Origin of the sequence: Phocaeicola dorei (genome assembly GCF_013009555.1) — a bacterium.
Taxonomy (GTDB): domain Bacteria; phylum Bacteroidota; class Bacteroidia; order Bacteroidales; family Bacteroidaceae; genus Phocaeicola; species Phocaeicola dorei.
The window spans coordinates 3,988,524-4,003,644 of sequence record NZ_CP046176.1; the positions used below are offsets into that span (position 1 = coordinate 3,988,524).

Sequence of the window (15,121 nt, forward strand, 5' to 3'; positions counted from 1 at the left end):
TGCTCAAAAATAAAAAGATTAAGCTGACATAAGTACCAGCCAGCTTAACAAAAAGCACGCAAACCTTTGCGTAAAATAAACTTCCACCAAATTCTTCGCCTTACCCGCTCATTCAATAACCACGCCTGATACTTTTACCGTGCCCTTCTCATAAACTACAGGAGTTACCTTTCCATTCACGACAACCGCTTTCGGACGTTTCTCGCTTCTGAATCCAGCATTCATCTTCGGTTGACCATCCATCCACAATTTCATCCGCCCGTTTTCCTCCTTTTGAATCACAAAAAGCTTAGCCAAAGAAGAAAAGAAAGAAACATCTCCTCGTCTTAAAGCGCTTCCATAACAAATAAAGTGCTCTTTTGAACCGGCTGGTTCCATACCAGCCTCATAAGTGACTGCAAACATATAAGCGTCCGTAAACCATCCGTCCGCTTCAATCCATGAATTGCTATGCATCAATCGCCCGTCGGCCAATTGATTGATATAGAGATCTGTTATTTTTCCCTTATAATGAATACGAAGTCCTATCCAATCTTTGCCTTCCCGTCTTTCCATATAAGGAAGATCTTTCTGGTCCGGCGTTTCTTTCAAGATGATGGCGGTCAGCCCTTTCACCCGATCCACTTTTGCCGGCAAATGAAATGAATAATACGTTTCTGTTCCTTTTAAATCCTCCGTTGGAGCTTCTACTTCTTCCCAATATAAATCTTCGGGGTAATCATGTACAAAATCGGATTTCGCCAACAAACGGGGATATAGCGGACGGACAACAACTGAAGAATTCCCATTTGTTATATTCAGATCAATTCCACGTTTTTCCGCCTCTCCTCCCGGATGCCAAAGCCATTCAAAATGTCCCACATCATGAGTTTTCAAATCATCAATCATATAAATCACATCATCTATCCACAGGAAATGACGGAAATTACGACTAAACTGGTCTGAATACGGGCCGGTTCCATTGGCCAATACATATTTTACATTATCCGCATCGAGCAAATAATGTAAATACCCTCTCAGCATTGAACCATGATATTGTTGTTCACGCGACTGTCCTTTGCCATTGAAAAGCACGACATTGTGTGCCTCGCTTTGAAAAAAATAATTACGGTAACTGGGATTAGGATACCAGCAGTTTCCCGCATCTTTTATAATATCCACTCCTTTATGAAAGATGATGAACGAGTTGGCGTCCGCATGAGAATGATTCCATGTATGCCCCGATTTAACGGCCAGCATGGTAGCATCCTTCTCCCAGGAAGTACGCATCGTAGCCCACCCAAAATCTGCAAAAAGTTGTGATTTCTTTATTTCAGGCAACTGCGGCGCTTTGCTTAGATCGGGCGTATAGAGAAATCCCATCGGACGGTCGATAAAATAACCGTCACGGTGTTGCCCCTGTTCCACCTGATTCATATACCAAAGCATATTATCATTCCTGATTCCCATCGCATAGAGCAGCATCAAGGTACTTTCGGCAGTCACATTCTTATGGCTGTCACCAAAATTCATATTATATAGTATACCTGTACGCGGATAGCAGACATGCACAAAGAAATCGGACAATTTATCCAGTTGCGGAATTTGAACCGGCTTTTGTCCGGGATGGGTGTTCATCCATGCCAAACGAAACTGTAATGCTTCCTGAATCCCGAAATTGGCATAATTGAGACTTTCATACATCCCTCCATCGGCATCAAAGCTTTTCGGCTTCTGCTGCAAGACATCTCCGGCAAAGTCAAACCATTGGGGAAGAGCCTCATATACCACCTCCGCTCCTTGCTTTGCCTCCGGCAATTCGTTTTGTAAACTCAAGGCCAGTATGCCGCCCATGCAGGCACAAGAAGTCCACCAGTTATGTCCCATCGAATTCAACGAATGAATACGTGCCGGCTCCAGCACCCAGTCCCCCAGACACGGGTCAAGGGCCAACCGTTTCAATCCTTCCGCTATTTCTTTCCTCTCGGAACTTGAAAGGTCATTATAAACAGCATCATAGGCTATGGCAGAAAGGTAAGCCTTATGTGCCAGTCCCAAATCCGCTCTCCAGACAGGGATACGCGCCAGCATTTCTTCACTGCCCCACGTATCCTCCTTAATGACATCCAATAAAATCTCTTTCAATTTGTCAGCGTATTTTTTTTCATCTGTCATCAAATAAGCCAAAGCCAGGTAATCCGCCTTGCTTAGATTCTTTTTCTGTAACTGTTCATCTGCCGTCTTCTTTATAGAAGCCCATGCCTCAGCCATCTTTAAATCATTTACAATCCGTTGTTTCACCTGCTGAATGCGCTCCGGAGTATAAAGCAAAGCAGGGTGTTTTATCTTTTGCGCCTGTACAAAAGCAAAGCATAAAAAAATCAATAGACATACATATATCCGTTTCATATTTCTGTTGGTTTAATTATTGTTTAACGACATAGAAAATCACTTTCCGCTTTTCCTCAACCGTCTGTCTACATCCGCCGTCCTGACATTATCCAAAAGTACACCGGCGGAAGAAATGTCGTTGACTTGTATCCGGTCAAGCGACAAGTTCCCTACATTAACGGCAATTACCGGTATCCTGGGATCAGGCTTTTCCGATTGAAAGGTGGCATTGTCCACAGCTATACTTCTCACATTTCTGATAAACAGTCCATAACTCGGCAGATTCCCCCATACAGTAGGTTGCGGATAACCTTTCTCATCCTCTTTCACCTCCCGATGGGAAGACCAATATTGGTTCCGAAATACATTTCCGGCAGTATCATGCCGTTTCCCTTGCATATCATTCGCCGTACGGCAATTTCCTGCTACAAGCCCGCCTTTATTTAGAAAGCGAACATTGCTCAAATAAATATTCTCTATCTCACCACCGGGAATCCCCGTTATGGAAGAACAAAAATTACCGGTATCATAAGCGGTTACATTACTAATCTGTATATTTCTCATTTTTCCTATTGGAGGAACCGGAGCCTCATCTATATATTTCCGGCCTCTATTCGCCAAACGGACATACAAAGGACATTCCGTACCCTCAATTACGATATTGTCAATAGACACGCCATCCATTATTCCACCATCCACCACCTCCAAAGAAATAGCCGTAATACCGCTTGGAGTAGATTTTATAATGCGGTCCCCTTTATTGCAACTCGGTTTAACAATACAATTAGAAATGACAATATTCTTATATCCTCCGGTCGATTCGGTGCCACATTTTATAGCATTGGCAAAGCTGCTGACAATACAATTATTAATAACGACATCTTCACAAGGAGCCAGCCCCGTACTTTTCAACACGATTCCGTCATCGTCCGAATCGATGACACTATCAGACAAGATAAACCTGCGACAACCGTCAATATCTATACCGTCATTATTACCATTACAATGGTTGAAAACATGGATATGCTCTACAATAACATCTTCACAATCCAGATAATGTTGATTCCACAAGGCTGAATTCCTCATACTGATACCTGAGATACGTACCCCTTTACATGAAATAAAAAGGATATTGCGCGGCCTGCCGTCGGCATCACCCGGTACTCCGCCCACACGCCCTTTTCTGCCCTTTCCTCTCCCATCAATTACACCTTTGCCTGTAACGGCTATATTCCTAGCCCCCACCGCATAAATCAACGCCGACCATCCGCCTGCATCTTTCAAAGAGCGGTAAACTGCTCTCGGCTGAATAGGAAAATCAGCATAATCCTCACTGGCATAAAGGCAGGCACCGTTATCCAAATGAAGTTCTACATTATCTTTCAGAAAAATAGTACCTGTCTTAAATTTACCCGGAGGAATAACCACTCTTCCGCCACCCTGCCTGTAACAGCTTTCAATCGCTTCATTGATAGCTTTCGTATGCACCATCATAGTATCACGGGTGGCTCCGAAATCCAGAATATTAAATTCTCCCGTCCTCCCGTGCTCCTTCGTTTGAGCAAAAACATGGATGACAGAAAGACATAGATAAAGACAAGTCATCAGCTTCTTTTTCATGGTATTTACTGAATTATGATAATAACAAATCGCAACTTCTCCCTTTATATCATTCAATACGAAAGAGAAGAAATAAAGACTCAACGCGGAGCTGACTATTTCGTTATAAAAAAACTGCGTTCCACCGGTTCAGCCGTCTGTACCTGTCCGGCAATCCCGTACTGCCAGGCTACAACGGTGACTTTCACCGGAAATTTACTGCGGGGAGGAATTTTCGTAAAGACCAGCCTGTTATCTTGTAATTCCGCAGGGCCTTCCTTTACATAATAATATATGGGCAATCCACAATCAGAAACAGCTTCAAGAGAAACTGATTCCACTCCTTCCCTCACATCTTCTATCCCCGGAAAAAGTATATATTGGCGTTTTCCCTCTGTATTCCGATAAGGAATACGAATATTGAATTGTTGTACCGCACTCTTATATCTACTGTCACCCTCATTAGCGGCCAACAGCCAGATATCTCCGGTACGCTTCGGATTATCCATTCCCATTCTATAAAAACGCACGGTAAAAGTAGTATCATTCACCTTTGCCACCGGACCGCAAATACGAGTAACTTCAATTCCGCCATGAGCATGTTCCTTTATCAGTGAGGAGCGTAAAGAGTCCGTATACACCCCTTTTACGTGAAAAGTCAGGCCATCGGCTTCCGGCCGGAAAGCGGCAATCACTCCGGCATGTTGTCCGGCATCATATTTAACCAACCGGCCTCTCTGCATAAATCCAAGATATTGCATCTGCTTACCTTTATATTTTGCATAGCGGGCTTCGGTCAGTCCGGCCATTTCTTTATCAAAATACCAAAATGCATCGTGCTTATCTCCTTTATAGTCCCGATAAGGAGCCGCCTTAGCCCTGTCCTTCTGCTCCGGACGCCAACGCTCGGCCAACCACCCTTCTTTCGGATTCAGTTTTTTCAAACGGACAGGCTCATTCAAAGAAGGATGTCCGGACAAACGGTATTCCAACGCTTTTCGCAGAAACAAAGCAATATAATCGGCAGTCTGCCCGGCCACATCAAAATGTCCACGTCCCGTATCACACAAAAATGAAATACAACTTTCGGGATACATCATCCGAAACGCCAAAGCAGGGTTCACCCGCGCCTCCCACCATTCATATTCTCCTTCAATCATCAATCCCGGAATACCATCTATATTACGTGTCCTACCCCACTCCAGATTCTCCCCGCCATAGCCACACAGGTTGGTACGGGGAGCATCTCCATGCAAAGAAATGACAGCCAATGTCCGTTCAGGATTCCAAGCGGCAAAATTCCACGGATAAGTGGCCATTGCCGAATGACCGACAGGAACTACAGGTATATGTTCCAACTCAGAATAGCCGCTGACTTCCGCCAGGTCATTCATCATCCGATTGAAAATCTCTTGCGTTCCTTTTGTCACATCCCATTGCTGGTCGATTCCGGGAGTGATCCATACCAGTCCGATTCCCATCCGGGACAATGCTTCCCGGAAACGCGGCATCTCGAACAGGGTTTCCTCACTCATATTGTGCTTTCCTACCATTACGGCACGCAACTGATGGCAATCGGAAGGTATCCACAGGAAGGCAGTCGGTTCTTTGCCGGTTTCGGAAGAGATGAATCCTTTCAACTGTACGGACCATTGCCATTCTTGGGCAGTAGCAAACAAAGCACTGCACAATAACAATAAAGCAAATACTAATTTCCTCATCAAGCTATATGTTTAAATGAATATTTTCTTTTTAATACGCTCCACTCACGATATTCACTCAACACCTCATTCATTAAAATAAAAATCCACAGATACCTCATGAGGATACCTGTGGATCTTTTTAACCGAACAAGAATTACAACTGATGAACCTCTTCCAATGTCAATCCTGTAATTTCCATAATATCCTCTGTAGAGAGCCCTTTTTCTTTCATCCTCCGGGCATTGCGAACGACACCTTCCTTAATGCCTTCTTCGCGACCTTCCGCACGACCTTCTTCGCGACCCTCCATACGCCCTTCCATACGCCCTTCTATCTTTCCTTCCAACTTGGCAGAATCAAGAACATCATTCTGAATCATTAAAGCGCTGAGATGTTCATCGTAAGCATGACGTTCCTGAGGGGTCATTGAATAATATTTCAATTTTTCACGTGCCTCCCCCAATCCGGGAGCTGTCGTGTCAGGACGGATAATACCCGTCTTCAAATATTCTATCCATTCCTCAAGGGGAGTCATGGCCACCTTATTAAACTCATTCACACGGATAAGGAAATACTCAGGATAAATTTCGGAAGGCATACGAGGCACAATAGCATCCTTCTCCCGGGTACTGACCTGCAGGAAATCTCCCGTATGCACCCCTTTAAATATATTCTGCCCATGATAAAGATAATCAGTTCCATAACCGATATCGAAATAAAGGATACTGATGGAATATATCTTTTTAACTTTATAATAAGTTTCACCCAATGAGATATGCTCCGTAATGGCCTTGGCTACTCCATACAGGATACGCTCCAAATAATACAGTTCACGGGTATTTTGGATCTCGATGATAACAATCTCATTTTTACTATTAAGAGCCTTGATATCAACCCGGTTGAACTTATCTTCCTCCGTTTGCTGATTACCCTCGCTTTCCAGAATCTCCACTATATGGATATCATCACCTATCAGCACCGTAAGGAACCCTTCGAGCACACCAAAATTGGCTTTATGACGCAACAGGCGTTTGACTGCCCAATCAAAACGGATATATCTATCTTGTAATTCCATAAGAATATAATTTATTCATTTTCAATGGACAAAGATACGAAAAAGGATTGCTCTTAAAGAATTATTCCACTTAAATAATTACCCTTATTTCTTATTTCACAAATGTTACATTCTCCATATGCTCTTCCACAAAGATACCTGCCCAATCCGGAATCTTATACCATTGGGGCCTTTCGGGCATATCATGCCGACATCACCTTACCGTTTATCATCAGGTTCTCGAAACGGATACTCTTTATCTTCCTCATTTCTTGAGAGGAACAAAGGAGCCTGTCTGATGGAACTCCTTATTTCCCCATGTGAAACAAGGAGTTCCAATAGTATAAAACAAGTTGTTTCTGATGGTGGAATCAACTGTTCCACACGTTGGAACACCCTGTTAACCACATAGGTTATCTGCATGAAACAGCTCATCGAGAGAACTACTTCATCCGTTTCTGTGTGACAGAAGGGTGACACTTTTTTTATCTGTCACAGTATTCATCACAAATTTAATACACTGTATAACAAGGTATTGAAAAGTCATATGACAGTGTGACAGATATTTTTCAAAAAACATATAGTAAGAAAACAGTCGCTATACTACCGAACTCACTGCTACCTCATGCCATTTATAATAATTTTCTTTAGACAATGTTGTAGGTCTTTTTAGCTGAGTTGTTTAAATCTTCTTGAAACTCTTGCTTGAGACTGACCTTTTTTATTTTGTAAATACAATACTGCCCACGTGTTCCCCAACAAAGAAACGCGCCATGTCTGATGTTTTATACCATGCAGGCTTGCCGGCCATATCATCCGATATAACTTTACCGTTTATCTTCAGATTCTCAAAACGAATATTCTTCACCATCCGTTCCTTGTCATAGCCAACAATATGTGAGAGTTCGGCATGATCGCCATTATAGGTAATATCTTTAAAAAGCACATTCTCAATGCCCCTGCCCGGAGCCTTGCAATACTTCTTGTTATAAAATATACGCAGATTCACCAATTGTCCTTGCCTGAAATTCTCGATACGGATATTCTCGAACCGCACATTCCGGACCAGATTATTATCACCTGCATTGATAGCCAGGCAGCCTTGATAATCCACCTGCATTTCCCGATGATCCAAAATATCAATGTTCCGGTAAGTCAGATTCTCCATCACTTCATTTCTTTCCACATCTCCATGCAGCCCGATAAAAATAGGATGCGCCACATCTGCCCACAGGGTAGAATTCTGCATTGTTACATTACGGCATCCGCCATGAAACCCCATACGTGTAGCATACACGGTAGTGCAATCATCGGAGTTACGGCAAAATACTCCGTCAAACAAGACGTTGTTGCTGGCAAACACATTCATACCGTCCCCCCACCCGTATGAACTGATGGCCTTTACATTGCGGATTGTCACACTGTCCGAACCTCCAGTGGGACATTGGGTTGTGATGAGACCTTCCACATATATATTTCGTGAATTAACAATGCTGATACCTGCCCCACGACCTTCGGGATGCACCTCACCCCGTCCCAGAATTTTCACATCACGGGCATTGACCGCACGGATACATCCACGCACAATGGCCCCACCTGCCACATAGACAGTCTTTCCCGAAGGAACATTGAGTGTATCGCCGGGTAACTGATGTATTCCCGGAGCGAAATAAATCAGATTCTTGTCTTTCAATTTCTTCGGGCGGTTTTCATCTATCGGATTCGCAAAAAGATGAAGATTATGGAAGATGTCTCCATTTACTTCAATGGACAAGTTACGCGGACGGTCTAGTGTAAAAGTCATCGTACTGCCGCTGATCCTCGGAGTGATACCATACGACAACGGACGCACCCTGCCACTCTTTACTTCTCCTTTATTATAGGTGACGGAAACTTCCACCTGCCCGGAAAAGTCAAAATATCCCATTGAGGCCAGTTCAACATGATGCTTCGTCTGGCGTACTTCATCTACTTTCACCGGATAAGTGACTACTTCTTTCCATCCACCGCCCGATTGCCTCACCCGAACTGTAAAATCGTCTTTCAACTCCACCCCGTCACCGGGAACCGTGTAAGTTATCAACTGGTTTTGCGCATAAAGGATACAGGTCATCATCCATAAAAGACCTGTCAAGCATAATGTTCTCATTCTTTCCATTTGTAAAGTTTATTATTGGTTTTATAGAATATACGTTCGATAACTATCAATCACTCAAATCGCCTACCGGCAATTCTAATATACTGCAATTTCATTATAAATTAGGGCGTGAAATAATCTTTTACCTAAAGAATATTCTTATTTCACACCCTATCTGCTATAAATCAGTCTATTGATTTTCGATTTATCCTTCAGTTTTTATTACCAACCGGGATTCTGCGTTAATTGCGGATTCAAACGTATCTGCTGACGAGGAATAGGATCTAAATAATCTCTTTGTGTATAAAGCAAATTACCAGCCAAAGTTGCTATAGAACGTCCATAGTCAGGGTCGTTAGGATCAGAGCCTTCATAAAGCCCATAAAGCAAAGGATACTTTTCCGGATAATAACAAGGTTCACCGAAGTAAGTGGCATCATTGGCTTTCTCTGTTTCGTATGCTGTCCTCAAAACATGTCGGCCCAGTTTACGGCCAGTCAGGTTGATATGCGCAATACCCCAACGTTTCAAATCGTCCATACGAAAGCCTTCACCAAAAAGTTCACATGCACGCTCTCTACGTATTTCATCCAACATATTCATTTTTTTACAAATAGTTTTTCCTGTAGCATGATCCCAATAACCAGCATCCCAAACATTGGCAATCAACGCATTGGTCAAAGGAGCCACTCCGGCACGGGCACGATTTTTATTAATAGAAAAATTAAGATCTTCATCTGAAATGTTTCCATTGTTCAATTCACAAGTAGCTTCGGCATAAATGCAATGTACTTCTGCCAAACGGATCAACGGGAAATCTGCAGATTCTGTATTATCCGGACGATTCGCTCCTTCAATCAGATATTTACGGCTGCTATATCCCCCCATTGTACTATTATTTCTGATTGTGGGATGGAACACTGCACAAGAACTGCTATATACGGGATCAGTAGGATCATAATGATCATTGTCCTTCGGAAACACAGGAGTAGGATACGGTTGATTAGCATCCGTACGCTGACGTCCATCTTCAGTACGGCTACTATAAGATACACGGTCAGGCAAGAAAGTACAGCCGACAAAACGATAATCACGATTACGATATTCACCTATAAATGTAGCATATCCCTCGAATTCTGGATTATTCTGCGCATCAGACATACTACCTGTATAACTGATACGAATAGGAAGTCCGTTGCGACAAAGGAAAGATTCACCAAACTGGGCACTCATACCCGTTGCTGCGCCTACCATGACTGAATGCGATAAATTAATACCACCGCGGTTCAGATCGTAGTCATATTTTTTGTAAAAAATAAATTCTTTATTTGTACTTTTTCCCACACTTTTGAAATTAGGAATATTCCCACCTTTATCATCAATATTAAACAAATAGTAATAACTCAAAGAGTCACATTCTGTCCACAACTTATAAGTTCCACTTTCAGCTTCTTCTATCACCTCTTTTGACATCTGCTTTGCTTCTGTCAGCATATCGGTTATAGAAGGATATCCTTCTGGCTTAGCAGTGCCTGCCCCTTGTGAAGTACCATCACCATCTAAATCATAATTGATAGCAGGAACATACTTTTCCCACGTAGCCTCATAAAGCAATACTCTGGCCAAAAAAGACTTGGCAGCTTCCTTGCTTACTTTTCCTTTGCTTCCTTCCGGGATTTCTGTCTCTTTAGGTAAGTGCTTTACAGCCTCTCTTAAATCGGACATAATAAAGGCTGCCACTTCATACCGACTGTTTCGAGGGGCCTGTAACACTCCGTCACTGACAGTCAACACATGGTCTGAAATAGGCACACCACCAAAATGTTGCAACAAATAAAAATGCTGCCATGCACGAAAAAAATAAGCAGTACCCACTGACTGGGCAATATCGCTTTGGCTTCCATCATAGGCTTCTGCCTTTTCCAACAAGATATTGCAAGTACGGATATGGGAATAAGGCTTGTCCCAACTCCAATTTTCTTCCGGTGCAGAACCACCTCCATTGCTTCCTAGTCCACTGATATCCGTCCCCCGGTCCATTATATCATCGTAAGACGGCTTATCATCCAGATTTTTCCATCCAATTACATTATATAAAGCATTGGCAGCCTGTTCAAAATGTTCAGGAGTCTTAAACACAATAGCCTCTGTTCCCTGAGACAACGGTTCTTTATCAAGAAAATCACTGCATGCTGTCAATGCCATCACTACAGCCGATACAAGAAAAAATTTATTTATTATGGTTTTCATACGTTTATATTTTAACAGATTATTAGAATGTAACATCTACCCCGAATGTCAGCAGTCTGCTGAACGGGAATGTATTATTTGAATTTTCACCATATTCCGGATCATATCCATCCTTTACTTTTGTCCATTCCCAAAGGTCATCACCGGAGAAGTAAACTCTCAGTTTGCTGAGTCCGGCTTTTGAAATCCACTTTTGAGGCAATGAATACCCTACTACCAAAGATTTCAAACGGACGTACCGATTATTCTGAACACTGACATCTTTGTTATTATAGTTCCACTTATTAAAATCCTGATCACGTGAAGCGATAGTATATTCTGCATCCCGATTATTCTCACTCCACATTTTCCCTGCGAAGTTTTTATTTTGCAGAACATAATTTGTTGTCCATGGAGCAGCCAAATATCCATTTCTTAACAATACTTGTTTACCTACTCCCTGTAAGAAAGCCGAGAAGTCGATTCCTTTCCATTCCAACCCCAATTTAAAGCCAAATGTCAAACGAGGGGCCATATCTCCTGCATAGTAAAGGTCATCCTTCGTGATAGCACCGTCGCCATTCAAATCGACTACTTTGCGAGCACCCGGACGAAGTGTATTGGTAGCCGCCTCCTGAGGTGCAGGAAGAATATTATTAGCTTTCGGTCCTGAATGATCCGCATTCCAATAGTACTTTTCATAATATGCAGCCACTTCATCCGCATTTTGGAAAATTCCATCAGTCTGGTATACATACAATGCTTGTCTTGGCATTCCTATCAAGCGATTTTCATTCTTACCCTCATTGGGTACATTTTCATTATTAGCTAATTCAAGCACTTTTGACCATGCATCCGAAAGAGATCCTCCAATACTATATTTCACCTGACCTATTTGATCATCCCAATTCAAAGCCAATTCCCAACCACGGGCACGAAACTTACCATTGTTGCTTTTAGGAGCAGCCGCACCTAAAATAGAAGGATATTGTACATCAATAAACATTCCGTTATTGGTCTTGATAAAATAATCAAATGAACCTCTCAAACGGTTACTGAGAAAGGCAAAATCCACTCCCACATCGTGACTGTCGATAGTTTCCCATGTACGGTCCGCAGATCTCATACCGTCTACCCACAATGAAGTATGCGTACCGGAATTTATACCAAAAATAGTCGTACCAGTTTTGATAGTAGCAAACCTTTCGTAATTATCAATACCTTCCACACTACCCGTTCTACCATAATTATAACGCAGCTTCAGATCACTCAACCATGAAACATCTTTTAAAAAGTTTTCATTTGAAAGTCTCCAAAAACCAGAAATAGAGTAAAAATTCTTCCAACGTTGTTCTTTCGCTAACTTAGAAGACCCATCCCGACGTCCCAATATCTCTATTGAGTATTTATCAGCATAAGTATAATTTAAACGTCCTAAATAAGAAACCAATCCCCAAGAATTCTGTCCACCGTATGCCTCATTATTATTTCCATTTACCCATACATCCAAATCTGTTAATCCGGACCCCGGATAAACAGCACCGGATTTACGAACCGCACCTACCTTTTTATATGTTTCTTGTTCGGCAGTCATACCCAACATGGCAGAAACGCTATGTACATCAGCGAAAGTACGGTTATAATTAGCAAAAGCACCTAAAGTAATGTTTTCCCATTTTTCTATTTCTTCTTTCAATTGTCCGGGACCTTGCTTATTACCAGTCTGTGTACCTACCCAATCATAATATTGTACTTTATTCTTCACTTCCTGCATATTTCTCTGTACAGTTTTATAAGCTCCCGAAGCTGAAATAGAAAGTCCTTTTACCCATTTAGAAAAATCATAAGTCGCTTTGGCACTTCCTCTGAAGGTTGTCAATGAATTTTTCTTTTCCCCCCCTTGAGTCAACCCGCCAATAGGATTCCGGTTACCACTGAATGTATCATAAGCCTGACCATTTTGATTATACACAGTCCAAAACCAGGGGTCAAAATATCCAGCTCCCACATCAGTAGTTGGAGTTATAATATCACGTTTGTCATACGACATGCTTGTTTCAAATTTCAAAGCATCTGTCGCTTGATAATCAGCATTTAAACGACCACTATATTTTTTTTCTCCATCATTAGCAACTTTCAATTGTGAATTATTATCCGCATATCCCAAAGATGCCCGATAACTGAATTTTTCATCTGCTCCCGAAATACTAATCGAATGCTTTTGGGAAGTTGCCTGACCATAAAGATAATCCATCATATACACATTTGGATCCCAACGTTCTACCTTATCGCCATTTTGTAATGTCAAGACTTTACCTGCACGAAGGGCATTAAAAAGTGTTTCTCCCTTATATACTGTTGGTGCACCAGTAGCCGGATCAATATCTGATTGATCCAGAGTTGGACCTCCAAAAGAATTAAATATCCACCAATTCACAGCTTTATGAATTTCATCAGCAGTAGTCAAATTAGGATTTAAAGCGGCAGCATCGTTATATTGAGCTTCATAAAACATATCCAACCATTCCTGATTATTTGTGATAGGGGGCTGAATACCATTAATTGTACGACTAACTGAACCACTATATGATATTTGAGCCTTTCCTTTCTTACCACGCTTTGTTGTCACCAGTACAACTCCTGAGGCTGAACGGGCACCATAAATCGCTGCTGAAGCATCCTTCAGAACTGAAATATTCTCAATATCACTTGCATCCATGGCATTTAACTCATCCAATGAACCAGTTATACCATCAATGATAACTAATGGAGAAGATTTTCCGTTGACAGAAATATCACCACGTATTTTCATCTCTGCTCCCTCACTACCCGGACGAGTAGAAGTGCGTGTAATTGTCAATCCCGGAACTTCACCTTGCAAAGCGACTGTAGCATTAGCAATACCCTTATTTTTAAAAGCCTCATCCCCCTTGATCTGACTAATAGAACTAGTTAAAGAAGCTTTCTTTTGGGCACCGTAACCAACCACTACTACTTCATCCAGCACCTCGGTATCCTCTTTCACAACAACCTTAATGCTCGTTTTCCCTGATATATTTACTTCCTGAGCCTTGTATCCGATATAAGAAATAACCAATATGCCTTTTTCCGGAACATTATTCAATATAAAGTTACCATCAAAATCGGTAATTGTACCATTAGTCGTACCTTTTACTTGTACCGTGGCACCAATAACAGGTTCTCCGGCAGCATCCACTACTTGACCTTTCACTGTACCAGCCTGCATAACAGACTGTAACTCATTCACCTCTGCAAATACAGTCTGCGGGCTACCTGCCAACAAGGCAGAAGCCATCACCGTAGAAAACAAGATTCTTCTCGATGAAAATTTAAAGAATTCGTTTTTCATAAACTTGAAATTTAATATTAACAGTTTTATTGTTGTTTTCTTATTATATACACTGTTTGATAAACTCGCGCACCTCATGCCGCCCTATCCTTAAATGGTTTTCAACGGTACGATGCGAAAGATTTAATTCCGCTGAAATATCTGAAATAGATTTGTCTTCAAAACGACTCATTGCATAAATAGTACGACGCTGTGGAGGAAGCAAAGACAATCTATATTTCTCACATGCTTCCAAGTCATCAGCCACCACACGAGCCTCAGTTTCATTTGTATAAGTTACCGCATGCTCATATAAATAAGAAGTCACTTCCTGCCTCTTATAATAACGACGTAAATAGTCAGTCACCAAATTACGGGCAATGGTAAAAATGAAATACTTAATAGTTTCTGCACAGAGCATCCGATCGTAATCCATCAGCCGTACATACACATCTTGTGCCAAGTCTTCTGCCTCTTCTTTATGACCTATCTTATAATAAAGATACAGATAGACCGAATGATGATAATTCGTATAAGAGTCTTTTATTAATTGAATAGATTTCATGGATATGTTTTTCATGTCTTCAGCTTTTTGGGTTACATTTACGAATGCAAATATAGAAGGTAGAAGAACAAGAAAAGCACTTTTCCGGTTCCAATAAATCTCATATCATTACCCT

Annotated in this window: 8 protein-coding genes; all 8 read right to left on the reverse strand. The window is 41.7% G+C overall.

The window, feature by feature from the left end; all coding sequences use genetic code 11:
• Positions 1-108 precede the first annotated feature (108 nt).
• Positions 109-2,388, reverse strand: coding sequence for a heparinase II/III domain-containing protein (locus tag GKD17_RS16805; RefSeq protein WP_007831648.1), 2,280 nt, complete (start codon positions 2,386-2,388; stop codon positions 109-111).
• 39 nt (positions 2,389-2,427) lie between these two features.
• Positions 2,428-3,990, reverse strand: coding sequence for a glycoside hydrolase family 28 protein (locus GKD17_RS16810; protein WP_007831647.1), 1,563 nt, complete (start codon positions 3,988-3,990; stop codon positions 2,428-2,430).
• Between the two features lie 95 nt (positions 3,991-4,085).
• A complete protein-coding gene (locus tag GKD17_RS16815) occupies positions 4,086-5,690 on the reverse strand; it encodes a hypothetical protein (RefSeq protein ID WP_007831646.1) in 1,605 nt (534 codons plus the stop codon).
• Between the two features lie 136 nt (positions 5,691-5,826).
• A complete protein-coding gene (locus GKD17_RS16820) occupies positions 5,827-6,747 on the reverse strand; it encodes a PD-(D/E)XK nuclease family transposase (RefSeq protein WP_007831645.1) in 921 nt (306 codons plus the stop codon).
• Between the two features lie 700 nt (positions 6,748-7,447).
• A complete protein-coding gene (locus tag GKD17_RS16825; protein ID WP_032935453.1) occupies positions 7,448-8,884 on the reverse strand; it encodes a glycosyl hydrolase family 28 protein in 1,437 nt (478 codons plus the stop codon).
• A 201-nt stretch (positions 8,885-9,085) separates the two neighbouring features.
• Positions 9,086-11,113 (reverse strand): RagB/SusD family nutrient uptake outer membrane protein, encoded by a 2,028-nt coding sequence (locus tag GKD17_RS16830; protein WP_032935584.1) that lies wholly within the window; start codon positions 11,111-11,113, stop codon positions 9,086-9,088.
• Positions 11,114-11,135: 22 nt separating this feature from the next.
• Entirely contained in the window at positions 11,136-14,462 is a 3,327-nt protein-coding gene (locus GKD17_RS16835; protein ID WP_007831638.1) for a SusC/RagA family TonB-linked outer membrane protein, read from the reverse strand.
• A gap of 43 nt (positions 14,463-14,505) precedes the next feature.
• Entirely contained in the window at positions 14,506-15,021 is a 516-nt protein-coding gene (locus GKD17_RS16840; RefSeq protein WP_007831635.1) for a sigma-70 family RNA polymerase sigma factor, read from the reverse strand.
• Between the last annotated feature and the right edge of the window lie 100 nt (positions 15,022-15,121).